General features: G+C 59.4%; 33 protein-coding genes and 2 tRNA genes. 25 read left to right on the top strand and 10 right to left on the bottom strand.

The window, feature by feature from the left end:
• Positions 1–33: 33 nt before the first annotated feature.
• The 3 genes from accC to ACR0M3_RS17405 form a co-directional block, all read right to left on the bottom strand.
• Entirely contained in the window at positions 34–1383 is a 1350-nt protein-coding gene (gene accC / locus ACR0M3_RS17395) for an acetyl-CoA carboxylase biotin carboxylase subunit (RefSeq protein ID WP_209505751.1), read from the bottom strand.
• Positions 1384–1392: 9 nt separating this feature from the next.
• The gene (gene accB, locus ACR0M3_RS17400; protein WP_267364694.1) at positions 1393–1887 is read right to left on the bottom strand and encodes an acetyl-CoA carboxylase biotin carboxyl carrier protein; all 495 of its coding nucleotides are present in this window, start codon (positions 1885–1887) and stop codon (positions 1393–1395) included.
• 151 nt (positions 1888–2038) lie between these two features.
• Positions 2039–2575 (bottom strand): LuxR C-terminal-related transcriptional regulator, encoded by a 537-nt coding sequence (locus ACR0M3_RS17405; RefSeq protein ID WP_209505755.1) that lies wholly within the window; start codon positions 2573–2575, stop codon positions 2039–2041.
• 209 nt (positions 2576–2784) lie between these two features.
• Between ACR0M3_RS17405 and ACR0M3_RS17410 the strand changes: the two genes are divergently transcribed.
• The 5 genes from ACR0M3_RS17410 to ACR0M3_RS17430 all read left to right on the top strand — a co-directional run bounded on the left by ACR0M3_RS17410 (position 2785) and on the right by ACR0M3_RS17430 (position 8685).
• On the top strand, positions 2785–4077 hold the full coding sequence (locus ACR0M3_RS17410) for a helix-turn-helix domain-containing protein (RefSeq protein WP_480911871.1): 1293 nt from the start codon (positions 2785–2787) through the stop codon (positions 4075–4077).
• Positions 4078–4154: 77 nt separating this feature from the next.
• Positions 4155–4535: a response regulator transcription factor gene (locus ACR0M3_RS17415; protein WP_480484506.1), complete on the top strand. Its 381-nt coding sequence runs from the start codon at positions 4155–4157 to the stop codon at positions 4533–4535.
• Complete coding sequence (locus ACR0M3_RS17420; RefSeq protein ID WP_209505761.1) at positions 4532–4840, top strand: hypothetical protein; 309 nt, start codon at positions 4532–4534, stop codon at positions 4838–4840. Before ACR0M3_RS17415 ends, ACR0M3_RS17420 begins: the two co-directional genes overlap by 4 nt.
• Entirely contained in the window at positions 4840–7518 is a 2679-nt protein-coding gene (locus ACR0M3_RS17425) for a sensor histidine kinase (RefSeq protein WP_267364699.1), read from the top strand. Before ACR0M3_RS17420 ends, ACR0M3_RS17425 begins: the two co-directional genes overlap by 1 nt.
• Positions 7519–7596: 78 nt before the next feature.
• Positions 7597–8685, top strand: a complete 1089-nt coding sequence (locus ACR0M3_RS17430; protein ID WP_480911874.1) for a FliM/FliN family flagellar motor C-terminal domain-containing protein — start codon at positions 7597–7599, stop codon at positions 8683–8685.
• Between the two features lie 12 nt (positions 8686–8697).
• Here ACR0M3_RS17430 and ACR0M3_RS17435 read toward each other — a convergent pair whose 3' ends face one another.
• The 4 genes from ACR0M3_RS17435 to ACR0M3_RS17450 are packed head-to-tail and all read right to left on the bottom strand — an operon-like array spanning position 8698 to position 10899.
• Positions 8698–9129 carry a protein tyrosine phosphatase family protein gene (locus tag ACR0M3_RS17435; protein ID WP_480507459.1) on the bottom strand — a complete coding sequence of 144 codons (432 nt, stop codon included), beginning with the start codon at positions 9127–9129 and terminating at the stop codon, positions 8698–8700.
• A gap of 9 nt (positions 9130–9138) precedes the next feature.
• Positions 9139–9573, bottom strand: a complete 435-nt coding sequence (locus ACR0M3_RS17440; RefSeq protein WP_480518974.1) for a DUF6691 family protein — start codon at positions 9571–9573, stop codon at positions 9139–9141.
• A complete protein-coding gene (locus tag ACR0M3_RS17445; protein WP_480911877.1) occupies positions 9573–10001 on the bottom strand; it encodes a YeeE/YedE family protein in 429 nt (142 codons plus the stop codon). The genes ACR0M3_RS17440 and ACR0M3_RS17445 overlap by 1 nt, the downstream gene beginning before the upstream one ends.
• 34 nt (positions 10002–10035) lie before the next feature.
• Positions 10036–10899, bottom strand: a complete 864-nt coding sequence (locus tag ACR0M3_RS17450; protein ID WP_480911878.1) for an MBL fold metallo-hydrolase — start codon at positions 10897–10899, stop codon at positions 10036–10038.
• Positions 10900–11143: 244 nt separating this feature from the next.
• Between ACR0M3_RS17450 and ACR0M3_RS17455 the strand changes: the two genes are divergently transcribed.
• The gene (locus tag ACR0M3_RS17455) at positions 11144–11359 is read left to right on the top strand and encodes a hypothetical protein (protein ID WP_209505776.1); all 216 of its coding nucleotides are present in this window, start codon (positions 11144–11146) and stop codon (positions 11357–11359) included.
• A gap of 9 nt (positions 11360–11368) precedes the next feature.
• On the opposite strand, the gene ACR0M3_RS17460 is transcribed toward ACR0M3_RS17455, so the two are convergent.
• Positions 11369–11587 carry a hypothetical protein gene (locus ACR0M3_RS17460; RefSeq protein ID WP_209505778.1) on the bottom strand — a complete coding sequence of 73 codons (219 nt, stop codon included), beginning with the start codon at positions 11585–11587 and terminating at the stop codon, positions 11369–11371.
• Positions 11580–11816, bottom strand: coding sequence for a hypothetical protein (locus ACR0M3_RS17465; protein ID WP_480546361.1), 237 nt, complete (start codon positions 11814–11816; stop codon positions 11580–11582). Before ACR0M3_RS17465 ends, ACR0M3_RS17460 begins: the two co-directional genes overlap by 8 nt.
• Positions 11817–11833: 17 nt before the next feature.
• Between ACR0M3_RS17465 and ACR0M3_RS17470 the strand changes: the two genes are divergently transcribed.
• Positions 11834–12097, top strand: coding sequence for a DUF2312 domain-containing protein (locus ACR0M3_RS17470; RefSeq protein WP_209505782.1), 264 nt, complete (start codon positions 11834–11836; stop codon positions 12095–12097).
• 270 nt (positions 12098–12367) lie between these two features.
• Here ACR0M3_RS17470 and ACR0M3_RS17475 read toward each other — a convergent pair.
• A tRNA-Thr gene (locus ACR0M3_RS17475) sits at positions 12368–12442 on the bottom strand.
• Positions 12443–12525: 83 nt separating this feature from the next.
• Here ACR0M3_RS17475 and ACR0M3_RS17480 point away from each other — a divergent pair.
• From ACR0M3_RS17480 to ACR0M3_RS17565, 18 genes are all read left to right on the top strand, one after another.
• Positions 12526–12681, top strand: coding sequence for a hypothetical protein (locus ACR0M3_RS17480; RefSeq protein WP_209505784.1), 156 nt, complete (start codon positions 12526–12528; stop codon positions 12679–12681).
• A 6-nt stretch (positions 12682–12687) separates the two neighbouring features.
• Entirely contained in the window at positions 12688–13956 is a 1269-nt protein-coding gene (gene murA, locus ACR0M3_RS17485; RefSeq protein ID WP_480773887.1) for a UDP-N-acetylglucosamine 1-carboxyvinyltransferase, read from the top strand.
• Positions 13953–14429 (top strand): DUF2948 family protein, encoded by a 477-nt coding sequence (locus ACR0M3_RS17490; protein ID WP_480560300.1) that lies wholly within the window; start codon positions 13953–13955, stop codon positions 14427–14429. Before murA ends, ACR0M3_RS17490 begins: the two co-directional genes overlap by 4 nt.
• Positions 14430–14951: a GNAT family N-acetyltransferase gene (locus ACR0M3_RS17495; RefSeq protein ID WP_480911882.1), complete on the top strand. Its 522-nt coding sequence runs from the start codon at positions 14430–14432 to the stop codon at positions 14949–14951.
• 61 nt (positions 14952–15012) lie between these two features.
• Complete coding sequence (gene hisD, locus ACR0M3_RS17500; protein WP_480911884.1) at positions 15013–16314, top strand: histidinol dehydrogenase; 1302 nt, start codon at positions 15013–15015, stop codon at positions 16312–16314.
• 98 nt (positions 16315–16412) lie between these two features.
• Positions 16413–16892: a UPF0262 family protein gene (locus ACR0M3_RS17505; RefSeq protein WP_480520976.1), complete on the top strand. Its 480-nt coding sequence runs from the start codon at positions 16413–16415 to the stop codon at positions 16890–16892.
• A gap of 3 nt (positions 16893–16895) precedes the next feature.
• Positions 16896–17354, top strand: coding sequence for an arsenate-mycothiol transferase ArsC (locus ACR0M3_RS17510; protein ID WP_209505795.1), 459 nt, complete (start codon positions 16896–16898; stop codon positions 17352–17354).
• Positions 17351–17749, top strand: coding sequence for a ketosteroid isomerase-related protein (locus ACR0M3_RS17515; RefSeq protein ID WP_480488382.1), 399 nt, complete (start codon positions 17351–17353; stop codon positions 17747–17749). The genes ACR0M3_RS17510 and ACR0M3_RS17515 overlap by 4 nt, the downstream gene beginning before the upstream one ends.
• Complete coding sequence (locus ACR0M3_RS17520; protein ID WP_480911885.1) at positions 17742–18335, top strand: GNAT family N-acetyltransferase; 594 nt, start codon at positions 17742–17744, stop codon at positions 18333–18335. The genes ACR0M3_RS17515 and ACR0M3_RS17520 overlap by 8 nt, the downstream gene beginning before the upstream one ends.
• Before the next feature lie 157 nt (positions 18336–18492).
• Positions 18493–18951: a hypothetical protein gene (locus ACR0M3_RS17525; RefSeq protein WP_480488378.1), complete on the top strand. Its 459-nt coding sequence runs from the start codon at positions 18493–18495 to the stop codon at positions 18949–18951.
• Positions 18952–19125: 174 nt separating this feature from the next.
• Complete coding sequence (locus tag ACR0M3_RS17530; RefSeq protein WP_480911888.1) at positions 19126–20001, top strand: carbon-nitrogen hydrolase family protein; 876 nt, start codon at positions 19126–19128, stop codon at positions 19999–20001.
• A gap of 91 nt (positions 20002–20092) precedes the next feature.
• Positions 20093–20311 (top strand): translation initiation factor IF-1, encoded by a 219-nt coding sequence (gene infA, locus ACR0M3_RS17535; RefSeq protein ID WP_005978431.1) that lies wholly within the window; start codon positions 20093–20095, stop codon positions 20309–20311.
• 11 nt (positions 20312–20322) lie between these two features.
• Positions 20323–20901, top strand: coding sequence for a Maf family protein (locus ACR0M3_RS17540; RefSeq protein ID WP_480473601.1), 579 nt, complete (start codon positions 20323–20325; stop codon positions 20899–20901).
• Positions 20898–21920, top strand: a complete 1023-nt coding sequence (locus tag ACR0M3_RS17545; RefSeq protein WP_480473600.1) for a ribonuclease E/G — start codon at positions 20898–20900, stop codon at positions 21918–21920. Before ACR0M3_RS17540 ends, ACR0M3_RS17545 begins: the two co-directional genes overlap by 4 nt.
• The gene (locus ACR0M3_RS17550; RefSeq protein ID WP_480473599.1) at positions 21917–22099 is read left to right on the top strand and encodes a DNA gyrase inhibitor YacG; all 183 of its coding nucleotides are present in this window, start codon (positions 21917–21919) and stop codon (positions 22097–22099) included. The genes ACR0M3_RS17545 and ACR0M3_RS17550 overlap by 4 nt, the downstream gene beginning before the upstream one ends.
• Positions 22100–22178: 79 nt before the next feature.
• A tRNA-Phe gene (locus ACR0M3_RS17555) sits at positions 22179–22253 on the top strand.
• Positions 22254–22534: 281 nt separating this feature from the next.
• On the top strand, positions 22535–23872 hold the full coding sequence (locus tag ACR0M3_RS17560; RefSeq protein WP_480911891.1) for a hypothetical protein: 1338 nt from the start codon (positions 22535–22537) through the stop codon (positions 23870–23872).
• A gap of 22 nt (positions 23873–23894) precedes the next feature.
• A complete protein-coding gene (locus tag ACR0M3_RS17565; RefSeq protein WP_480911894.1) occupies positions 23895–25109 on the top strand; it encodes an SIR2 family protein in 1215 nt (404 codons plus the stop codon).
• The last annotated feature ends 49 nt before the right edge of the window (positions 25110–25158 follow it).

Consider the following 25158-nt stretch of genomic DNA (forward strand, 5'->3'; position numbering starts at 1 on the left):
ACCAGAGGGCGCGGGCCCTCTGGCACTTGGCCCTTATTTTTCCATGTTCTCCGCAAGCCAGCGCTCCAGCCAGTGGATGTTGTACTCGCCGCTGTGCAGATCGGGCTCCTGCAACAGGGCGTGGAACAGGGGCACGGTGGTGTCGATACCGTCGACGATCAACTCTCCCAGCGCGCGTTGAAGACGCGCCAGCGCCTCGGCCCGGTCGCGGCCCTGCACGATCAGCTTGCCAATCAGCGAGTCGTAATAGGGCGGGATCGAATAGCCGTCATAAAGCGCCGAATCCATCCGCACGCCCAGACCGCCCGGCGCGTGATAGGCCGTGATCTTGCCGGGGCAGGGCGAAAAATTCGGCAGCTTTTCCGCGTTGATCCGAACCTCGATGGCGTGACCGTTGATCTTCAGATCGTCCTGACCGAATGACATCGGTTCACCCGCTGCGACCAAAATTTGTTCGCGCACCAGATCGACGCCAAAGATCCCTTCGGTGACCGGGTGTTCCACCTGCAGGCGAGTGTTCATCTCGATGAAATAGAACTCGCCCTTTTCATACAGGAACTCGATGGTGCCAGCGCCGATATAGTTGATCTTGGCCACTGCGTCGGCGCAGATCTTGCCGATCCGGGCGCGCTCTTCGGCGGTGATGCAGGGGCCGGGGGCCTCTTCAAAGACCTTCTGGTGACGGCGCTGCAACGAACAATCGCGCTCGCCCAGATGCACCGCATTGCCCTTGCCGTCGCCAAAGACCTGAATCTCGATATGGCGCGGCGTGGTCAGATATTTCTCGATATAGACCTCGTCATTGCCAAAGGCGGCCTTGCCTTCGGCGCGCGCAGTCATGAAGGCGCTTTCCATCTCTTTCGCGTTCATCGCGACTTTCATGCCGCGCCCACCGCCACCAGCCGTGGCTTTGATGATGACAGGATAGCCGAATTCCTCACCGATGCGCTTGGCGTCGGCCAGCGTGGGAACGCCACCGTCCGAACCGGGAACGCAAGGCACACCCAGCGCCTTCATCGTGTCCTTGGCGGTGATCTTGTCGCCCATGACGCGGATATGTTCCGCGGTGGGGCCGATGAACGTGATGCCGTGATCTTCGACGATCTGCACGAACTCGGCGTTTTCGGACAAAAAGCCATAGCCGGGATGGATCGCCTGCGCGCCAGTGATCTCACAGGCCGAAATGATCGCGGGCACCGACAGATAGCTTTGCGGGCTGGGCGGGGGGCCGATGCAGACCGATTCGTCCGCCATGCGCACATGCATCGCGTCGCTGTCGGCGGTGGAGTGGACGGCAACCGTCTTTATCCCCATCTCGCGCGCGGCGCGGATGACGCGCAGGGCGATCTCGCCTCGGTTGGCAATCAGGATCTTGTCGAACATGGGCCCGCCTTACTCGATGATGACCAGAGGAGTGCCGAACTCAACAGCGTCGCCATCGCCCACCAGCACGCGCTTGACGGTGCCCGATTTGGGGGCGTGGATGTGGTTCATGGTCTTCATCGCTTCGACGATCAGCAGCGTGTCGCCTTCAGACACTGTCGCGCCGACGGAAATGAACGCGGGCGCGCCGGGTTCCGGCTGCATATAGACCGTGCCCACCATGGGCGAGGTGACAGCGCCCGGATGGCTGGCCGGATCTTCGGCAGCAGCAGGGGCCGCCGCGGGGGCCGCAGCCGGTGCCGCAGCAGGGGCGGGCGCTGCCGCAGGAACAGCCATCTGAACCGGAGCGGCCACGGTCTGTGTCATACGGCTGACGCGCACGTTCAGGCTGTCTTCTTCGCCATATTCGCGTTTGACCTGCAACTCGGTCAGATCGTTTTCGCGCAGCAACTCGGCCAGAGCCTTGATGAATGCCACATCCGCTTCGTGTTTGGTGTCTGTCATGAGTGTCCTCGACGGTTCCCCTTTGGCCCGTCTGTTTCTTGCGGGCTCTGATCAAATTACGCAGGGTTATAGGCTAAGCGGCGGTGCATGAAAAGCGCCGACTCGCACCATCTGGCATGCGTTTCACGCGTAATTTAAGGGGTCGAACGCGTCACAGGGGCATCCCCGATAATTTGGCGACCAGTTCAGACAGCTTTCGTGCGCCGAATTTTTCAAGCAAACGGGCGCGGTAAGCCTCGATTGTGCGGTAACTCAGGCCCAGCTCTGCTCCGATTTCCTTGGCCGACAGGCCGCGGCAGGACAGGATGGCCACTTCGCGTTCACGGATGGTCAGCTCAACCAGCGGTCGTTCCTCGGATATGTCGGAAAAGCTCCAGATACCGTGGCGGAACGGGTCGTCGGGCGTCAGCGACCGGCCCCGGGCGCGGCACCAGAACAGATCCCCGCTACGGCGGCGCATGACGCGCTCATCCGTGTAATATCCGGTGCCGCGCATCACTTGCAGGCTGCGTTCGCCGATCCTCTCCCAATCGGCGACCGAAGGGTAAAGGTGCAACAGCGGCATGTTGCGATAGTCGTTTTCTTCTCCGCCAAACGTGCGGGCAAATTGCAGGTTGCAGCGCCGGATGATCCGGTTTTCCAGCTCAACAAGCCCGATCGGCGCATATTCAAAGGCGGGGTCGCTCATGCCTGTATGGTGCCGGGAAAGCGCGCGGAAATGAAGGGGGGATGCGATGTCTTGCGCCAGATTGACGCCCGAAACAGATGCTGTGGTCTGCGCCAGTTTGTGAAAGTTGTAAATGCCGGTTGAAAAGAAATGATTAACCTGCGGAAACAGATGCTATAATCTGAAAACGAGAGTGAATTTCGACGGGTCTGAATTCAGGGAAAGTAAGCATGCGCGACACGTTGACAGGCAGTCGCATTCGCGAAAGACGGCAGATTGCCGGGCTGCGGCAGGCGGAACTGGCGCGGCAGGCCGGAATATCGGCGTCTTATCTGAACCTGATCGAACACAATCGGCGCAGGATCGGGGGCAAATTGCTGGTCGATATCGCGACGGCGCTGGGCGTTGAACCTTCGGTCCTGACACAGGGGATCGAGGCAACTCTGGTTTCCGCCCTGCGCGAGGCGGCCGAGGATGCGGTCGGGCAGAAGGCCGAGGTTGACGGGCTCGAGGAATTCGCCGGGCGTTTTCCCGGCTGGGCTGGTGTTCTGGCGCAAATGCATCGCCGTGTCGTGTCTTTGGAGCGGAACGTCGAAACCCTGTCCGACCGCCTTACGCACGACCCGCAACTGGCCGCGTCGATGCACGAGGTTCTGTCAACCGCCGCCGCGATACGCTCGACCGCCGCGATCCTTGCGGATACCCAAGATATCGAGGCCGAATGGCGCGAGCGTTTTCACAAGAACCTGCATCAGGATGCCGAACGGCTGGCAGGCAGTTCCAAGGCGCTGGTGACCTTCCTCGACGAAAGCGACTCGGCGGTTGATCCACGTGCCGTTCCCCTGGAAGCGGTCGAAGCTTTCTTTGAAGCCCGCGCCTACACGATTTCCGAACTGGAAGACGGGGGTGATGTGGACGCGGTTGACCTGAGCGGGCTCAATACCTCGGCGGCGCGCACCGTCGCGCGCGAAGTTCTCAGGATCTATCGCGCAGACGCGCAGGCGCTGCCGCTGGAGGCCGTCAAAGCGGTTGTTCAGCAGGGTGATCCGAACCCCATCGAACTGGCGCAGCGGTTCTCGGTTGATTTTGCCACCGTCCTCAGGCGCCTGGCCTTTCTGCCAGATGGCATCCTGTCACAACCGGTCGGCATGGTGCTGTGCGATGCGTCTGGAAGCATCCTGTTTCTCAAGCCGATTCAGGGGTTTACCTTGCCCCGACACGGCGATGTCTGCCCGCTCTGGCCGCTGTTCACGGCCCTCAGCCGTCCGCTGGTGCCTGTGCGCAAGCAGGTCGTCCTGACCGGAAGGTCCTCGGCCGTGTTCGACTGCGTCGCTTATGCCTGGCCGCATGCGGTGTCGGGATACGATCAGGACCCGGCTTATCGCTCGGTCATGGTGGTGCGCCCGGTCAGGGACCCGTCAGACGGGGTGCCGGTCACTCAGGTCGGGCCAAATTGCCGTGTCTGCCCAAACCGCGATTGCAAGTCCCGGCGCGAGCCGTCGATTTTGAGCGAAGGTTTTTGACACGTTCATGACAGACCGCTTAATCTGGCGGGAACCGGTCTCGGGATGGAAGACCGGTTATGGGAGGAACTGAACATATGAGCCGAAAGGTTCTGCTGATTGAGGACGAACCGAACATCGCCGAGGCTATCCGGTTCCTGCTGTCGCGCGAGGGATGGCAGGTCGAAACGCATGGCGACGGAACGGATGCGGTTCAGGTGATCCAGGGGGCGCAGCCCGATCTGGTCATTCTGGATGTCATGCTGCCGGGCAAGAACGGTATGGATATCCTTCGGGAACTCAGAAAAATGGAGGAACTGGCAGGCTTGCCGGTTCTGATGCTGACCGCACGGGGTCAGTCGCGCGACCGGGAAATGGCTGAAAACGCAGGCGTCAGCCGCTTCATGACCAAACCGTTTTCCAATGCCGAAGTTCTGACAGCCGTGCGTGACCTTCACGCGCAGGCGACGCGCTTATGATGTCCGGCGAGGGCAACAAGACCAAACCACCGGGCACACGCCCCTCGCTTTTTCTGGAACGTCAAAGCTATCGCCGTCACAGGTTGACGGATGCCGCCCGGATTTTGCCCTTTCTGGGTGCGGCGCTGCTGGCCCTTCCGTTGCTGTGGCCAGACCCGTCTGGCGGGGATGCGGCGGTGCCCTTGTCTTCGGCGATGTATTACATATTCCTCTGCTGGGGCGCGCTGATCCTGGCCGGGTTTGTCTTTGGGCTGGCCGCCCGTCGCATGGCCGCGCGCGAGGGATCGGACACGGGCGCTGAGTGATGGCCACCATAAACGTTCTGATTCTGGTTTGCCTTGCCTATGTCGTGTTCCTGTTCGCGGTGGCCTTCGCCGCGGATCGCATGGCTGCGGCCGGGCGCGGCAAATGGTTGCGTTCACCCGTGATCTACACGCTGTCCCTGTCGATCTATTGCACCGCCTGGACATTTTATGGCGCGGTGGGCAACGCCGCGCGGTCGGGGCTGGAATTTGTCACCATCTACCTCGGTCCGACGCTGGTGATGGTCGGCTGGTGGTGGGGGCTGCGTAAGCTGGTGCGCGTCGGGCGCAGCCAGCGGGTCACCTCGATCGCCGACCTGCTGTCGTCCCGGTATGGCAAGTCGAACACGTTGGCGGTCTGCGTGACCATTCTGGCGGTGCTGGGCGGCACGCCCTATATCGCGCTGCAACTGCAATCCATTACCCTGTCATTCTCGATCTTTGCCGAGGCTGACCCGTCAGGCCTCTACCGCGAAGGGTCCAGCGTGTTCTGGGTCGCGGCTGGACTGGCCGTGTTTGCCATCCTGTTCGGCACCCGCAATCTGGACGTGAACGAACGTCACCATGGCGTGGTCACGGCCATCGCGGTCGAGGCCGTTGTCAAACTGTTTGCGCTGATCGCCGTGGGCGTTTTCGTGGTGTGGGGGATCGCGGGTGGAATTGGCCCGATGATGGACCGGATCGACGCCTCGGAAATCGGCCAGTGGAACGTCGATGCCGGGCGCTGGACGACGTTCATCTTTCTGTCCGCCGCCGCCTTCATCTGCCTGCCCCGGATGTTTCAGGTGATGGTGGTGGAAAACGATGACGAAGGCCATCTCAGAACCGCTGCCTGGGCTTTCCCGCTCTACCTGCTGTTCATGAGCCTGTTTGTCGTGCCCATCGCCGTGGTCGGACTGGACCTGCTGCCCCAGGGCGCCAACCCCGACCTGTTCGTGCTGACCGTGCCGCTGTCCCAGGGCAATGACTGGCTGGCAATGCTGTCCTTCATCGGCGGGTTTTCCTCGGCTACCTCGATGGTCATCGTTAGTGCGATGGCCCTGTCGACAATGGTGTCGAACCATGTGGTCATGCCCATCTGGCTGAACACGCAGGAAGGCACCGGCTCAGTATCGGGCGATGTGCGCAACATTGTCCTGATGGCACGCCGAGTTTCCATTGCCGCCATCATCGCGCTGGGCTTTTTCTACTACCGGCTGTCCGGGGGCGGTGCGGCGCTGGCCTCGATCGGGTTGATCGCCTTTGCCGGTATCTCGCAGATTCTGCCAGCGTTGGTCGGGGGGCTGTTCTGGCGCAGGGCGACCCGGACCGGGGCGCTGGTCGGGCTGACCGTTGGCTTTGTGCTGTGGATATACACTCTGCTGCTGCCGGGAATGGGCGGCGCGTGGATGCCCGAAACCGTGCTGCAAAACGGCTTGTTCGGCCTTGGCTGGCTGCGCCCTCATGCCCTGTTCGGGATCGAAGGGATCGATCCGATGGTGCATACGGTGATGTGGTCCTTGTCCCTGAACACGCTTGCCTTCTGCGTCGCGTCCCTGCTCAGCTTTCCCAGCCCGTTGGAACGGTTGCAAGGGGCGCAGTTCGTCAACGTCTTTGATCACTCGGTCGCGCCGCGCGGGTGGTCCGGGTCAGTGGCGCAAAGCGAAGACCTGATGATCATGACGCAGCGCATTCTGGGCACCGGCCCCACACAGGAATTCTTTCAGGCCGAGGCGCAAAAACAGGGTGGCCGTTCGCACCTGCCGGAACCGACGCCGGGTTTCCTGAACCGTCTGGAACGCGAGCTCAGCGGCTCGGTCGGCGCGGCCATGGCCCATGCGATGATCGGCCAGATCGTGGGCGGATCGTCGGTTTCGGTCGAGGATCTGCTGGCCGTGGCAGACGAATCCGCGCAGCTGCTGGAATATTCCGGCCAGCTCGAGGAAAAGTCCTCCGAACTCAGCCGAACCGCACGCCAGCTGCGCGAAGCCAACGCGAAGCTCACCCAGATTTCCGAACAGAAGGACAGCTTCCTGAGTCAGGTCAGTCATGAATTGCGCACGCCGATGACCTCGATCCGGGCGTTTTCGGAAATCATGCGCGACACCGATGGCCTCAGCCGCCAGGAGCAGACCCGCTATGCCGCGATCATTCATGACGAAGCCCTGCGCCTGACCCGGCTGCTCGATGATCTGCTGGATCTGAGCGTGCTTGAAAACGGGCAGGTCAGCCTTAATCTCAGCGATGACAGCCTGCGCTCGGTTCTGGACCGCGCCGTGCCCAGCGCTCTGGCCGGGGCGGACCGAAAGATCACCGTCCGCCGGACTCGCACGGCCGAGCGTATTTTCCTGCATACGGATCTGGATCGGTTGGGGCAGGTGTTCATCAACCTGATCTCGAACGCGCAGAAATATTGCGATGCGGACGATCCGGTGCTGGTCATTTCCGCCCATGATGTCGGCGGGCGGGTCATCGTCGACTTCATCGACAATGGCAGCGGCATCCCACCGGGCGCGCGTTCGATGGTGTTTGAAAAGTTTGCCCGCGTGGGCGGCGACAAGGCTGGCGGAGCGGGGCTTGGTCTGGCCATCTGCCGCGAAATCATGCAGCGGCTGGGGGGTGAGATTACCTATCTGCCGGGGCAGGGCGGCGCGGCCTTCCGGATCAGCCTGCCACAGGCCTATCAGCAGGCGGCGCAGTGAAGCGGCCATAAAGAACTTGGTAACGCCCGAGGGTGTAAACCGGTTTCCAGGTTCTGGAACAATTGGTGATCGGGCGTCATGTCACAAGATGTCAATGCCGCGTTGGCGCGCAAACTGTCCGTCGGGCAAAAGGATCTGGGGGATCGCCCGCGCTCGGTTCTGCGGGCGCTGCGCCTTGGGTTCGCACGGGCTGCGGGCGACCGGCTGAACCTGCCGCTGGCGGTTATCGGGGCAAAGCAATCCAACCAGTCGCAGGAGGTGCCGGGGGACGCCGCAGGGCAGGATTGGCTGCTGCTGGTGTTTGACGGCCCTGAAGGGCGCGCCGCAGCCTGTCTCAACCCGAATGTGGTCTCGGCCATAGTTCAGGCCCAGACCATTGGTCAGGTCCTGTCCGGAGATCCCGGCACACGCACGTTCACGGATACCGACGCCGCCATCGTGGCCCCCTTGATCGAAGCCGCGTTGACCGGTTCCGCCGCTTTGTTCGACGCCTCAAGCGATCAGATTTGCCTTGCAGGGCTGGAATTTACCTCGCGCGCCAAGGATTTGCGCACCCTGTCACTGGCGATGACGGAAGAGGCGTACCGCATTTTCGAACTGACCGTCGATCTGGCGAACGGAGAGCAGCAGGGCCGCATCTCGGTCTTTCTGCCAGAACATCCTGCCGTCCCGGACGTGGCCGAAGATGCCGGGGAAAAGGCTGATCTGCGCATGGATCAGTGTTCGGGCGTGATGCGGGCGGAACTGACCGCCGCGCTGTGCCGCATGTCGTTGCCGCTGTCCGACCTATCCGGACTGCGGATCGGGGACATTCTGCCGTTGCGCGGGGCGCGTCTGGACCGGACCGAGGTTCTGACGATTGACCGGACACGCGCCGGTATCGGTCGCCTTGGGCAATGCGGCGGCCTGCGGGCCGTGCGGCTGAATGAAACCGCTGCACTGCCGGCCCTGACCGGCGCTGACGCGCAGGACTTCATCGCCAGCAAAAGTGGAACACCGCCGCAGGATTATCCGGTTGAACCAGCTGAGCATGATGCGTACGCCCAGACCGTCCCGGCCGGGGTGTCAGATCTGACAGATAGCGATCTGATCGTGAACGATTCCGAACGGATGGTCGCTGAAATCACGCAACTGGCGGGGTTGGCACCCCCGGAGTCCACCAGCTAGGTTGAGGGGCACTCAGCCGCCAGTGCCGCGGATCTGGTCCAGCATGGGGCGCAGATTGTCCAGCTGATACCCGGCTTTGCCGGTCGCACTCAGGATGTCGTCCGTGCTCATGTGGTCGCACTGGCCCAACGCCCAAGCCACCGAACACCGCGTGCCCGAGGCGCAATAGGCCAGAACAGGACCACTGCCGTTTTCCGCCATGTCGCGCTGCCGCTTCACGTTCTCAGGCGTCATCGTCTGGTGGGTCAGCTCCAGCACCTCATATTCCATACCGGCGGCCCGCACCGCTTCGCCGATCGCGTCGGATTGCATGGCCGGGGGAACTTCGGCATTGGGCCGGTTGCAGATCACCTTGGCAAAGCCAGCCTCGGCGATGGCCGGAACATCCTCGACCGTGATCTGCGGCGAGACAGCATAGCGGGGGGTAATCTGACGAATCTCCATGCCAATTCCTTAGGCCGCGTTTGCCGCCCTGTCCAGTTGCGCGCCCAGCGGTGGTGCCACGAACATCCCGGCCGCCATTGCAACCAGAAAGACCAGCCCGCCCAGCCCGCCATAGCTCAGCGAGGCCATTGCCGGTCCGGGGCACAGCCCGGCCAGTCCCCAGCCCATCCCGAACAGAACCGAACCCACGATCAGCCTGCGATCAACCTCGGGCTTTGCAGGGGGTGGAAAGGCTCCGCCGGTCAGGGCGTTTTGCCGTCCGGTTGTCATCCGCCATGCCACAAGCATCGGCAGGATGGCACCGGCCATCACAAAGGCCAGCGTCGGATCCCAGTTGCCAAACACATCCAGCCAGCCCTGAACTTTTGTGGTGTCCGTCATGCCCGAAATCAGCAACCCGGCACCGAACAGTGATCCGGCGATCAACGCAATGATAAGACGCATCAGATCACTCCCATCACATGACGCAGCAGCACAAGGGTCACGCCCCCGGCAAGGATATAGAAAACGGTGGCCACGATGCCGCGCAGCGAGAACCGAGAGATCCCGCACACCCCGTGCCCCGAGGTACAGCCATTGGCGATCCGTGTACCGACACCGACCAGCAGCCCGGCCAGAATGACGACGCCCAGATTGCTGGTAAGATGCGTCTGAGCCTCGGGCAGGATCAACGGGCGCAGAAGAAGGGGCATTCCGACAAGCCCCGCAATAAAGGCCAGCTTTTCGGCCATGCTCCCCTTGGCGCTGCCATCGACAAGGCCGCCCAGAATGCCGCTTGCGCCCATGATCCTGCCATTGCCCAGCAGGTAAACCGCCCCGGCCAGACCGATCACCAGACCGCCGCACAGCCCCCAGATCCACTCTATATTCATGTGGGACTTCCCTTTGTGATTAGTTGTGCCCGCGTCACAGCTTGTTGACCGGCAGTTTCAGGAAAACATCGCCCTGTTCATCCGCCGGGGGCATCTGACCGGCCCGCATGTTGACCTGCAAAGACGGCAGGATCAGGCGCGGCATAGCCAGCGTGGCGTCCCGCGCGTCGCGCATTTCCACGAAGTCTTCGATGCTGCGCCCCTGTCCGATATGGACGTTCAGCGCCTTCTGCTCACCCACCGTTGTTTCCCACGCGTATTCGTCGCGGCCCGGTGCCTTGTAATCATGCCCGACATAGATTCGGGTATTGTCCGGCAGCGACAGTATCTTCTGGATCGACTGGAACAGCGTGGCCGACGATCCTCCGGGAAAATCGCAGCGCGCCGTGCCGAAATCGGGCATGAACAGCGTGTCACCCACAAATGCGGCATCGCCAATCACGTAGGTCATGCAGGCCGGTGTATGGCCGGGGGTGTGCAGCACGTCGCCCCGCATCTGGCCGATGTGAAAACTGTCGCCTTCCTTGAACAGCGCGTCAAACTGGCTGCCATCGCGCTGAAACTCGGTTCCTTCGTTGAAAACCTTGCCAAACGTGTCCTGCACGGTGACGATCTGGTCGCCAATCCCGATCTTGCCGCCCAGCTCCTGTTGCAGGTAGGGGGCCGCCGAAAGGTGGTCGGCATGGACATGGCTTTCCAGAATCCACTCGACCTTAAGGTCCTGCTCGCGCACAAAATCGATGATCTTGTCCGCCGAGGTTGTCGACGTCCGCCCCGAGGCATGATCGAAATCCAGTACGCTGTCGATGATGGCACAGGCCCGCCCCTGAGGTTCATGAACCACGTAGGAAACCGTAAAGGTCTGCTCGTCAAAAAACGCTTTCACTTTCGGTGTCATGATCTTCTCCGTTTCGGTCACGCATATCATATATGTGAATTGGAATGTGATGCAATATCGAACCTGAATTTGATGCCGGTCAAAGCAACCGCTGAAATCCTGGCTTAATCTTTAACCTATCCGCGTCAGATTGCCGAAACTTCGACCATGGCAGGCAATTTCCCGCACAAGGCTACGATATTATCTGCGGGTCGTAATCCCGTTACGTATATTGGGGATACTGGCGCCACTTGGGAGGATAGTTATGACACCGACTGGTCTTTATTCCGAAGCCGAGCAGCTTGAACGTAAGCTTGTGAACGCGGGTCTGGAAACGCGTTTGGCGCTTCAGCCGAGTGTGAGTAAGATTGTTGACCGGATGCGGCAGCAGGGGATGGAGGTGCCTTCGCGCCTGCGTCGTCTGGATGCGGCCTTGTGCGAAGATGCGATTGAAGCGCAGTTTGATAACTTGCCGGTGTGAACCGGATGGTCATCCAAGGGAAATCCCGAGGATGACCAGCATCAATCCAAGCACCGACAGAAACAGTGAGGCCAGGTTCCAGGGCAAGACCCCCTGAACCACCGCGCGCAGCTCGTCATCCGACAGACCGGCCTTGCGCGCCCGCATCACGCGAAGAATGCACCAGACCAGACCGGCAAGCCCGGCCACAGACAGGGCTGCACCGCCCCAGGTGATGAATTCAAACATGGTTCCCCGCATATCCTCGTGACCTGATCACGCGCTTAACGGATCGGTTGGGGTCATACAAGTGCGCCAGCCCATTGGGTGCTTGCGACCCGGGCGGCAGCACTGTATCCGGCATTCCACACCAGGGTTTCAGCCTCTGGGACAGGCGTGTTTCGAAGGTGCCCCCGATGATCGGGCCACCGCCGTTCACCGCCAGCGGCAGGCTGACCTCTTCTGGTTGCAGGTCCATAACCGGGAACAAAAAAGATGAGCATGTCTGAAGAAGCAGAAGCAAATTACAAGGTCACCGCGGGCGAGCTGCGCCAGTTTGTGGAACGTATCGAGCGCCTGGAGATGGAAAAGAAAGACATCGCCGACCAGATCAAAGAGGTCTACGCCGAAAGCAAGTCGCGCGGCTATGACGTAAAGGCCCTGCGCAGCATCATTTCCCTCAGAAAAAGGGACAAGGATGACATCGCCGAGCAAGAGGCCGTCATCGAAATGTACAAAGAAGCGCTGGGCATGACCTAAGCCCGACCGCCACGAAACGATCTATGGCTCTGGAATGGGTTCAATGCCCTGAAAGAGCCACTGGCCGGGGGGATGCAACGGGCGCGCAGCAGCTCCCCTTGCCAAGCGCATGGTACTACCACGCACAGCGCTCGACGCCTCCGGGCTGTATCGAACCGCCCATAAACCAAACGTGCACCACAAAAGTCTCTGACACGCCAATAGCCAAAGACGCCGGAACACCCAAACCCTTCCGGATAAAAGCGCGCTTTTTCGCAGGAATATGAAGGATGGTGCTGCTGGAGAGAATTGAACTCTCGACCTCTCCCTTACCAAGGGAGTGCTCTACCTCTGAGCTACAGCAGCGCTGTGGGCGGGTGATTAGACTCAAACGAAACGCGGCGCAAGGGTGTCTGGACGGTTTTTTTCGCCTCCTGTAGAGAAAGATCATGACGGATAAAAATTCACCCAAAAAACAAGGTAAACCCGGCGATGCGCGCGAGGCGCGGCTGAAGGCGGCGCTGAAGGCCAACATGGCGCGTCGCAAGGCGCAGGCCAAGGCGCGTGCGGCCGCAGGGGACAAGCCTGACAAGGACGAGGGATAAGAGCAGATGGATTCGATTCTGGTAACGGGCAATGGCCCGCTGAACGGTCAGATACCGATTGCGGGCGCCAAGAATGCGTGCCTGACACTGATGCCCGCAACATTGCTGAGCGAAGAACCGCTGACGCTGACCAATGCGCCGCGGCTGAGCGACATCAAGACCATGACCGCGCTGCTGCAATCGCTGGGGGCCGAGGTGTCGTCGCTGCAAGACGGTCAGGTGATTGCAATGTCCAGCCACAGCCTGACCAGCCAGACCGCCGATTATGACATCGTACGCAAGATGCGCGCCTCGAACCTTGTGCTGGGCCCCTTGCTGGCGCGGTTCGGGCAGGCGGTTGTTTCTCTGCCCGGCGGGTGCGCGATCGGCGCACGGCCGATGGACCTGCATGTCGAAGGGCTCGAGGCGCTGGGCGCCGAGATCGAGCTGAAGGACGGCTATCTGCACGCCAAGGCTCCGGGCGGTCTGAAAGGCGCCGTGCACCAGATGCGCTTTGCCTCGGTCGGGGCCACCGAAAACATCGTCATGGCGGCGACGCTGGCCAAGGGCACCACGGTTCTGAAAAACGCCGCGCGCGAACCCGAGATCGTCGATCTGGTCGAATGCCTGCGCAAGATGGGTGCCCAGATTTCTGGCGAAGGTACCCCGACCATCGAAATTCAGGGCGTCGACCGGCTGCACGGGGCCACACATCAGGTTGTCACCGACCGGATCGAGTTGGGCACCTATATGCTGGCCCCGGCGATTTGTGGGGGCGAGGTCGAACTGCTGGGCGGTCGCATGTCGCTGGTCGAATCCTTTGCGGCCAAACTGGATGCGGCAGGCGTCAGCGTTTCAGAAACCGAAGGCGGTCTGAAAGTGGCGCGCAAAAACGGGCGCGTGCGCGCGGTGGATGTGGTGACCGAACCTTTCCCCGGCTTCCCGACCGACTTGCAAGCGCAGATGATGGCGCTGATGTGCACGGCTGAGGGCACCTCGGTTCTCGAAGAACGCATTTTCGAAAACCGCTTCATGCACGCCCCCGAACTGGTGCGCATGGGCGCGCATATCGAGGTGCATGGCGGCACCGCCACGGTGACCGGCGTCGAGCGACTGAAAGGCGCACCGGTGATGGCGACTGACCTGCGGGCTTCGGTCTCGCTGATTCTGGCAGGGCTTGCGGCAGAAGGGGAAACAACGGTCAGCCGGGTCTATCATCTGGACCGCGGATATGAACATGTGGTGCGCAAGCTGGAAGGCGTGGGTGCAAAGATTGAACGGATCAAGGGCCAATGACAGACGCAAGTTTTGAAGACGGGCGCGAGGCGCCGCTAAATCTGGGGGCCGAGGATGCAGATGACCTTCAGGTGATCTCGACCCTCGCGCAGGATGCCGTGTTTCCGGTGACCGAGATGAAGTGGCAACCGGCGCAGCGCCGCTTTGGCCTGCTGCTGAACCGCTTTCGCTGGGAAGACAAGGATGCCGCCGCCCGCCGCGACCGCCCGTTTGAACGGGTGCAGTCGGTGCTGGTCTTCGGTTCGGTTCTCTCGGTGTCCAGTCAGGGCATTGATCGCGGTGACACCGACATGATCATGTCGCTGATGTCGGTCGTTTTCGAACCCGGCGAGGATGGCGCGGGCCATGTCCTGCTGACGCTGGCCGGTGACGGCGCGATCCGCCTGACGGTCGAGGCGCTGGATGCCACCCTCAAGGACGTCACGCGCCCTTATCAGGCCCCCTCCGGTCAGGCCCCGTATCATCCCGAATAGATGCAAAACAAGCGCGGCATATCTCAGGCGTTTTCGAAGGTGCCCGAAGGTGTCACTCTGCGTCGCGCCACCGTTTTCGACGTTTTCGACATCAGTCGGGTTCTGATCCGTTCGATCACGCAGCTCTGCGGGGCCGATCATCAGGGTGACCCGCAGGCCATCGCGCAATGGACCGATAACAAGGACCCGGCCTCGATCCGGGGCTGGATCAAACCTGGATCGCAGATCTGGCTGGCTGAACGGGCCGGGCAGGTGGCCGCCGTAGGCGGTTTGTTGGAAACCGGAGAGATCACTCTGCTTTACATCGACCCGGATCATAAGGGCTGTGGTCTGGGGGCGGCGGTTTTGAACCGGCTGGAACGGGAACTGCTCGCGGCGGGATGTTCCTCAGCCTCGCTTGAGGCAACAAAAACCGCGCAGGATTTCTATCTGCGCCACGGCTGGCAGGCTACCGGCCGGTGCTGCGGCCACGGGGATCTGTCCTGCTTTACCATGCACAAATCGCTGCACCCCGTGGGCTGAGGGTTGAGGCCGCGCGCTCCGGGCGATATGTCCCAATGCGCAACGCCCGGAGTGCCAGATCATGCCCGTTTTCCTTGATACCACATCGCCCGATTTCGAACCCGCCTTCCGGACCCTGCTCTCGGCCAAGCGCGAGGACAGCCCGGATGTGGATGCGGTTGTGGCGCAGATCATCGACGACGTGCGCAACCGGGGTGACGCGGCGGTGATCGAACTGACGGCCAAATTCGACCGGCTGACGCTGACGCCCGAAACGCTGGCCTTCAGCGCGCAGGAGATCGCAGAAGCGGTGGCGCTGGTCGGGGCCGAAGATCGCACGGCGCTGGAACTGGCGGCTTCCCGCATCCAGGCCTATCACGAAAGGCAGATGCCCGAGGATCAGGAATGGACGGATGCAACGGGCGCAACACTCGGCTGGCGCTGGTCTGCTGTTTCGGCCGCAGGGCTTTACGTGCCGGGTGGGCTGGCCTCGTACCCGTCATCGGTGCTGATGAACGCGATCCCAGCCAAGGTGGCCGGTGTGGAACGGCTGGCCATCGTGGTGCCCACCCCGGACGGACAGGTGAACCCGCTGGTGCTGCTGGCAGCAAAACTGTCTGGTGTGGATGAGGTTTATCGCATCGGTGGCGCGCAGGCCGTGGCGGCGCTGGCCTATGGTACTGACACCATCGCGCCGGTCGACAAGATCACCGGGCCAGGCAACGCCTTTGTCGCCGCCGCCAAGCGGCGCGTCTTTGGCAAGGTCGGCATCGACATGATTGCCGGCCCCTCGGAAATTCTGGTCATCGCCGACAAGAACAACGACCCTGACTGGATCGCGCTGGACCTGCTCAGCCAGGCCGAGCATGACGAAAGCGCGCAGTCGATCCTGATCACCGATGACGCCGCATTCGGCCAATCCGTCGCGCAGGCGGTCGAAAAACGGCTGGAAACCCTGCAACGCCGCGCCATCGCTGGGGCCAGTTGGCGTGACTACGGCGCGGTGATCACCGTGCGCAACCTGGACGAGGCCGCCGCCCTGTCCAACCGCATTGCCCCGGAACATCTGGAACTTTGCGTGGCCGACCCGCGCGCGCTGAGCGAAAAAACCATCCACGCCGGAGCCATCTTTCTGGGTCAGTACACACCCGAAGCCATCGGCGACTACGTCGGCGGTCCCAACCACGTGTTGCCCACCGCCCGCTCGGCACGGTTTTCGTCAGGCCTCAGCGTGATGGATTTCCTCAAACGCACCACGCTTAGCCAGATGACCCCCGAAGCCCTGCGTGCCATCGGCCCTGCTGCCGAACAGCTGGCGCAATCGGAAAGCCTCGAGGCGCATGGCCTCTCGGTCACCGCGCGCCTGAACCGCCTGAATGGCTGAAATGACGCAAAGACCGGGCGCATATGGCGTTTCTGTGCGTTGCTCGCCGAATATCATTGTTATAGGTCTGTGCTGACGCAAGGAATGTGACTGTAAAGATGACCCGCATCTCGCATATCGAACTGGATGATAGAAATCTGCCGCCGCCAACGCCCGAGATCGAGCAGGAGCGCAAGGTCGCCATCTATGATCTGCTGGAAGAAAACAGCTTCTCGCTGCCCAAACGCGACGACCGCGTTGTGCCCGAGGGCCCCTATCACCTCCAGCTTTCGATCCGCGACAAACGGCTTGTCTTCGACATTGAAACCGAGGCCAACGAAAAAGCGGCCGAGTTTCACCTGTCGCTCGGCCCCTTCCGGCAGGTGGTCAAGGATTACTTCCAGATCTGCGAAAGCTATTTTGACGCGGTGAAATCGCTGCCACCCAGCCAGATCGAAACCATCGACATGGCCCGCCGGGGTATCCACAACGAAGGCAGCCGTGTTTTGCAGGAACGGCTGGAAGGCAAGGCAGATGTCGACACCGACACCGCCCGCCGCCTGTTCACGCTGATCTGCGTTCTGCATTTTGGGGGCTGACGCGTGAAGCCTCTGCCGCAGTCGGTCCTGTTCTGTTGCGACCACAACGCGGTTCGGTCCCCGATGGCCGAGGGGCTGATGAAGAAATTCTATGGCACCGGCACCTATGTTCAGTCCGCCGGTGTGCATAACGATCTGGAAATCGACGGCTTCAGCATCGCGGTCTGCCACGAGGTCGGCGTGGAACTGTCCCGCCACCGGTCGCGCTCCTTCGACGAGATGCAGGAATGGGGCGATGACCTCAGCTCGTTCGATCTGGTTGTGGCGCTTTCACCCGCCAGCCAGCGTCAGGCGCTGGAACTGACCCGTGTTTTTCACCTCGATGTCGATTATTGGCCAATAATGGACCCTACCGGGATGGGCGAGACCCGCGAACAAAAGCTACATCACTACCGACAGACCCGCGACCAGATCATTCAGCATCTGAAAGACCGCTGGGGCGAACCAACGGAGGGGACATGAACCAGACCGTCAAAACCTATTTCGATGCCTTCAACGCCGGTGACGTCGATGGCATGCTGGCCTGCCTGTCCGATGACGTGGCCCATCACGTGAACGAAGGCCAGATTCGCGTCGGCAAGGACAAGTTCGCCGCCTTTTGCGCCCATATGAACCGCTGCTACCGAGAAAACCTGACCGACATCGTCGTGTTCGAGGCTCAGGGCGGCACCCGCGCCGCGGCCGAGTTCATCGTCAACGGCACCTATCTGGAAACCGACGAGGGCCTGCCCGACGCCCACGGCCAGACCTACCGCCTGCCTGCCGGATCGTTCTTTGATCTCAGGGACGGCAAGATCACCCGCGTCACCACTTTCTATAACCTTGCAGACTGGACCAAACAGGTCTCGAATGGCTGACGTCAGTGACGTCCGCCCCCTGACCGGAGCGGCACTCGGTGCCGCTCTGGATGATGTCGCCCGCCTGCGGATCAGGGTATTTCACGCCTGGCCCTATCTCTATGACGGCGATCTGGAATACGAACGCAAATACCTCCAATCCTACCGCGACAGCGACAAGGCCATCGTGGTCGGCGCCTTCGATGGCGACCGCCTGATCGGCGCCTCGACGGGCGCGCCGCTGACCGACCACGCCGACGATTTCGCCGCGGCCTTCGCAGACACCGGGCTGGACCTGTCGCAGATCTTCTATTGCGCTGAATCCGTCCTGCTGCCGGACTATCGCGGGCAGGGTGTCGGCCACACATTCTTCGACACGCGCGAGGGGCACGCCCGCGAACTGGGCTTTGCCAAATGCGCCTTTTGCAGCGTGCAGCGCCCCACCGACCACCCCCTGCGCCCCGACCACTACCGCCCGCTGGATACCTTCTGGCGCGCCCGCGGATACGAGCCCCTACCCAGCGCAATCGCCCAATTCTCGTGGAAGGATATCGGGGAGGAGGGAGAAACGCCGAAGCCGTTGCAGTTCTGGATCAGGGAGCTGTGACCAAAATTTTGTCGTTATTAGTTGGCAGCGAATGAAGACGATATTGGTGAGTGTGCCCAAAAACCAACAGCCATAGAATGCGGAATCCGGTTGTTGATTTGGCGTTTAAGTGCATTGAAGAACGTGAAACAAATTGAAGGACCAGAATTGCTGGGGCATGAAGAAAATAGGAGTCAACGATTTGATTTATCGCGCAACATCCGCACTGTTTGTTTTATTAACGTTTGCAGCATGCACCCCTCAGGGGCCAAGTCGAGATGAGGTTTGGGAAACCATAGAAGGCTGTGATGGTAATGAGCGGTGTGCATTCGCAACATTGGTGACCAACGAATACAACAAAATTGCGGGTAAGCCTCTGGGGCAAGGAGTTTCTGTGAGAGGAGCGAAAACGGACGGTAAAGTCGTATCACTTGCAGTCAATGTTCCTGAACGCATCAAAACTGAACCGACAAGGGATGGCAGAACAGCGGAACAACAGTTGGCTTACTCTGTCAAAAAGGATCTTTGTGGTAAGAAAGATACTCGGCGGTTTTTCGAAATAGGCGGTGAGCTTGAATTTTCAACTTACCTTCCGACAGGAGAGCGTTTTTCAAAAAGCACTGTGGATTCCTGCTAAATTAACACAGGCTAGTTGCTCAGTGAGACCAGGGAGAAAACTCGGTTCAGTTGCCGCGCTGTGCCTCGTTTGAAAAAGGACGCATTAGCGCATCTGGTGGTGCGACCAAACTATACAGCCCGGGGCGGTATCAACCAGTGTCTAGCGAAAATGTTACTCAAGGGGACCCCATCAATGAAAGTCGCAACCGCAGCGTATAATCTCGACTGGCTCGACAGCTGGGCGCAGTACGAGGACAAGCTGGACCGTTGGGTTGCCGAGGCTGCCGGGCAGGGGGCCGGGCTGCTGGTGTTCCCCGAATACGGCGCGATGGAGGTGTCGACGCTCGATGGTGCCGAGGTGGCGGGTGATCTCGAACGCTCGATCCGCGCGGTTTCGGACCGGTTCGAGGATGTACAAAATTTGCACTCGCGCCTCGCAAGTGCGTACAAAACGTACATTCTGGGTGCATCGGCCCCGGTTGTGGATGGGTCCGGCCGCCCGGTGAACCGCGCCGCGTTCTACGCCCCGGACGGTGGCCGCGACCATCAGGACAAGCAGATCATGACCCGCTTTGAACGCGAGGACTGGGACATTGCGCCGGGTGGTCCGCTCAAGCTGTTCGACACCGCGCTGGGCAAAATCGGTGTTCTGATCTGCTATGACAGCGAGTTTCCCCTGCTGGGCCGCGCACTCAGCGAAGCGGATATGATCCTTGTACCGTCCTGCACCGAAGCGCTGTCAGGGTATTGGCGTGTTCGCATCGGGGCAATGTCAAGAGCATTGGAAAATCAATGCGTTACGGTTATGTCGTCACTGGTCGGAGCCAACGACTGGTCCGAGGCAGTGGACATGAACACCGGCATGGGCGGCGTTTTCGGCCCGCCGGACAAGGGGTTTCCGGCCACCGGAGTGCTGGCCGAGGGCGCTCTGAACCAGCCTGGCTGGACCTATGCAGATGTCGACCTGTCCGCCATCGCCGAGGTCCGCGCCGATGGCCATGTGCTGAACCGGACCCATTGGCCAGAGCAGGACGCCCGAGTCGAAACGGTCACATTATCCACCCTTTAGATGAATCCGCCCTTGAAATAAGGGAAAAATAGGCTCATTTAAGCGCACATCCCCGCAGATTCTGCGGGCGCAACCTAATGATGGAGACAACATGGCCAAGGAAGATACGCTCGAATTTCCCGGTGTCGTGAAGGAACTCCTGCCTAATGCGACGTTTCGGGTCGAGCTGGAAAACGGCCATGAAATCATCGCACATACGGCAGGAAAGATGCGCAAGAACCGCATCCGTGTTCTGGCCGGCGACAAGGTTCAGGTCGAGATGACCCCCTATGATCTGACCAAGGGTCGGATCAACTACCGCTTCAAATAACGCCTGCCGAGATGGCGTTTATCCTGGGATCGGGCAGCCCAAGGCGGCTGGACCTGCTGGCGCAGCTTGGCGTGCAGCCCGACGCCATCCGCCCCCCTGACATCGACGAAACACCGCTGAAGGGTGAGCTTCCTGTTCCGTATTGCAGTCGCATTACGCGTGAAAAAGTAAAGGCTGTTCAATCGGATAGCGGTGACATCACGCTTTGCGCGGACACGACAGTTGCACTGGGGCGGCGTATTCTGGGCAAGCCCCAGGATGAGGGGCAAGCCGCAGAGTTCCTGTACGCTCTGTCCGGTCGCCGTCACCGGGTGATCACTTCGGTCGCCGTTCGGCGCGGGGATCGCATCCTGCAACGTGATGTCGTCTCGCAGGTCAAGGTCAAACGCCTGTCTGACGTTGAAATCAACGCTTATCTGGCGACCGGTGATTGGCAGGGCAAAGCCGGGGCCTATGCGATCCAGGGCCCTGCTGGCGCATTCATCCCATGGATTTCGGGCTCGTTCACTGGCATCGTGGGGCTGCCCCTGTCCGAGACCGCCGCCTTGCTGCAAGGGATCGGCTACCCACTATATAGCGAGGCATCATGAAGGGTCGAACCATCGTTCTAGACCATATCCAAGACCGCGAGGCCGCGGCATTGATGGTCGACGGAAAGCTTGATGATCTCCTGATCGCCGCCGACGCGCCGGCACCCGGCACCATTTATCGCGCCCGTGCCGATCGACCGGTCAAGGGGCAGGGTGGTATGTTCCTGACCACACCCGACGGCCCGGCTTTTCTTCGACAGGTCAAAGGGTTGGCGCCGGGTGCCACGCTTTTGGTGCAGGTGGGCGGATATGCCGAGCCCGGCAAGGCCATCCCTGTAACCAACCGCATCCTGTTCAAGAGCCGCTTTGCCATTGTCACACCCGACGCACCGGGCCTGAACATCTCGCGCAGCATCAAGGATGAAGACAAGCGGGATCAACTGCTTGAAATCGCTCATGAACAAATGGGCGACAGCCCCTACGGGTTGATCCTCCGCTCCTGCTGCATGGATGCGGATGCCGGTGATATTGCCGACGACATTTCGGCCATGCTTGCGCAAGCTGAACAAGTGATGACGGACGAAGGGTTCGACGTCGAACTGCTGAGCGAAGGTGACAGCCCGCATATCCTGGCATGGCGCGACTGGACCGATCCTGCCGAGGTTGTGACGAAAACCGGCAGTTTTGAAACCCATGGTGTGCTGGACGCGCTGGATGTCGCCCGTGGCATTTCCGAACCTCTCCCCGGAGGCGGATATCTTTTTATCGAACCGACCCGCGCATTGGTGGCCGTAGACGTGAACACAGGCGCGGATACGTCGCTGGCGGCAGGAACAAAAGCCAACTTCGCTTGTGCCAAAGCCTTGCCACGTGCATTGCGTGTGCGCGGGCTGGCGGGGCAGATCACACTGGATCTGGCTCCGATGCCCAAGAAAGACCGCCGAGGGTTCGAATCCGCCCTGCGTGCGGCCTTCAAGTCGGACCCGGACGAGACGATACTGGCGGGATGGACACCTCTGGGGCATTTCGAGTTGCAGCGCAAACGCAGCCGGTTACCTGTCGCAGAGATCCTGAAATGAGCTGTCCGATCTGCGGAGAAGAAACGCAAAAGAAGTTCCGCCCGTTCTGTTCGAAACGCTGCGCAGACATTGATTTGGCCAAGTGGCTGAACGGCTCTTACGCGGTCCCGTCTCAGCGCGAAGACGACCCTGAGACCGAGGCCGATGCGGACGAACGCAATACAATGCGACCGCACTGAAAAAATGTAAAAAAGCCTCTGGACACTGCCGGTAGCAAGTCATAGAACGCCTCCACCCAACGACAAACGTCGTTCCCGTGCCCGGGTAGCTCAGGGGTAGAGCAGTGGATTGAAAATCCTCGTGTCGGTGGTTCGATTCCGCCCCCGGGCACCATTTTTATCAAAAAAACAATACCTTATCGTGCGCCGAAAGATTGGTGTGCGCGGTGTGTGCCCTCTTGGGTATCTCTGGGGTATCAATCTGACGGTACAGAATCTGACCGCCTATTGCTACCATTCGGCTGCGAAAGTGAGCAGCATCTATGTTCTCCTCGCGCCTGCCTGCCCTGAAGCGAAGTCCAATTGATCAACGCAGTTATTATTCACCTTTAACGTGCGGCAATCACGTGGTTATATCCTTAGCAAACCAAGATCATTGAATTAGGTGCATTAAAAATGAACGATTTGGTCCCAAAGAGCATCGAAAATTTGCCAGCTGTTACTGCTGGCACCGACGACTTGCTTGTTCAGATCACCTCTGCTTTGGGCGTTCCCCGCGATGTTTTGCCTGCCAAAGTGCAAATCGATCATACTTGGGATAACCTACCGAGACTGCTTAGCAAAATTCCGTCCGAATTGCGAGACGAGCGGATGATACGGCTATGTGTGGCCGTGTCAGTTGGACTGTTTGACAGTGCGATCAACTACGTTTGGAACTCTACAATTGTAGAGTTACGACAAAAGGTTATTCGTTTTGGCCTCCCAATAGTTGCGCAGCTAACATCGAAAACCCTCGATGAAAGCAAGTTATTGGAGATGATGGATCATGATCTTCTGAAGTTGTGCCTCGAGTTAAACCTGATTACCGAAGAAGGATATTTCAAGCTTGATCAATGCAGAGCTATTCGGAACAGCTTTTCAGCTGCTCATCCTGCCATGGGCGCTCTGGACGAAGACGAAGTAGTCAACTTCATTAGCCGATGCGCACGAGCGGCGCTAAGCGATGTAAATGTGCCTGCTGGCGTCAATTTCAATGAACTGATCGCTGCGATTAAGGCAGGACGGTTCAACACGGACCAAACATCTTATTGGACCGCTGCCATTAAAGGAACTCATTCGGCCCAACGTGAGCTAATTGCGGGTGCGTTACATGGCATGTATTGCGATGAAGCATTGGGACAAAGCGCCCGCACCAACTGTGCAACCTTGTTTTTGCCATCAGTTGAATTGGACGGCATTCCCGCATCGATTATCGATCAGCACCAACGGTATGTTGGAAAAGGTGAGGAGGCGAAAGCCAGTGCTTCACGTGACTTTTTCACCAAATTCAACATGCTTGGGCTCCTTTCCGAAGCAGAGCGGCACTCAATTGTATCTACCGCATGCGACCGACTAAACGCAGCCCACCAAGGAATGAATAACTTCTACAACGAACCACCATTCGCAGCTCGCTTGCACGAAATTGTTGGGGCATCTGTTGTTCCTGAAACAGTTCGTTGGAAATTTGTTGAAACAGTGGTTTCGTGTGCAGTTGGAAATCAATATGGGGTTTCTTGGGCGGCAAGCCCTCACTACGAAAGCATGATCAAAGATTTCTCGCCCAAAGCGTTGGAAATGATGCTTTCAATTCCCGGCAGCAAAACTCTCGTCGGGAACAAAATAAAATCCTATCCATCTTGCCACAAGCGGTTCGCCGAACTGGTTGGGTCGCTGGCGGGAGCGAGTATTCCAACAGCTTTGCAAGCTAGCTACACCTATTGGATGAATGAGCTCGCGAAGCATCAAGCATCGTAACGAAGTGGAGCAGAGAAACTGAATGGATGAGCTCGTATTAGACTTCCCAGTTTTCTTGCGGAAATTTGAACAGCGAGCTTCTGGTCTGATGTGGTTGCTTGGTGCAGGTGCGTCAAGAGCGTCAGGGATCAAGACCGCAGGAGACATGATTTGGGACTTCAAGGCACGGATTTTCAGGTCTGCAAAGAATGTCAGCGCTTCGGCCGTTTCCGATTTGGGAGATGAGAGGGTTCGACAAGCACTGCAACAGTATTTCGATGATGCAAGAGGCTACCCTATTTCCGGTTCTGAAGAGGAATATGCTCATTTTTTTGAGGAGACCTACCCGGACCCCAAGGATCGCAGGAGCTACATTGACGCCGCCATGAGAGGTGCGAAGCCGAGCTACGGCCATCTGGCATTGGCGCATTTGTTGAGGCGAGATCTTGCTCGCATCATTTGGACAACAAACTTTGACAGATTGGTTGAAGACGCTGTTGCTCAGGTTATGGAAACAAGCTCTATCCTAACCAGTAGCGACCTGGGAGAACCAGACAAAATGGCTCGGGCATTCGCCGAGCAACAGTGGCCTCTATACGGAAAAATTCACGGTGACTTCCATTCCGTAGCTTTGAAGAACACTACGGAAGAATTGGCATCCCAAGATGCCGCAATGCGTCGTGTGCTTCTCGATACTTGTCGTAACCAAGGATTGATAATTTGCGGCTACAGTGGCCGTGACGAGTCAGTCATGTCAGTTCTCACTGAAGCTCTCAATGCCGGAGCCGGATTTCCCAATGGAATTTTCTGGGTCACTCGACAACAAGATTCCCCGTATGCCGGTGTGACAGAATTCATAAGCGCTGCTCAATCTATGGGAATTGACGCCAGTTTTGTACGCTCTGGGAGTTTCGATGAACTGCTTTCAGATGTCTTACGCTATCTCCCGCAAACAGAAGGTCTCTCGATAGACTTAGACGACAAAAAGAAAATCCGGCCACGCCCCATTGATATCAGCGACAGGTCAACAGCTGTTCCTTTTGTTAGAACAAATGCAATCCCTATTGTCGAATACCCCCGAACCGCAAGACTCATAGAATGCGAAATCGGAGGAGGAAAAGAAGTTCGTGAAAAAGTCGAGGAAATGCACTCTGCTTTGATGGCCTCTCGAATAAAGAAGGGCGTAATTGCGTTCGGTGACGATGGGGAAATTAAATGGACCTGTCCCGTTTTTGTGCCGCCCCAAGTGCTCGTTTAAGCCACTTTCCTTTCGAATGCGACAGGGCTTTTCCAGCCCAATGCTGAGT

Source organism: Ruegeria sp. O5 (assembly GCF_056535105.1).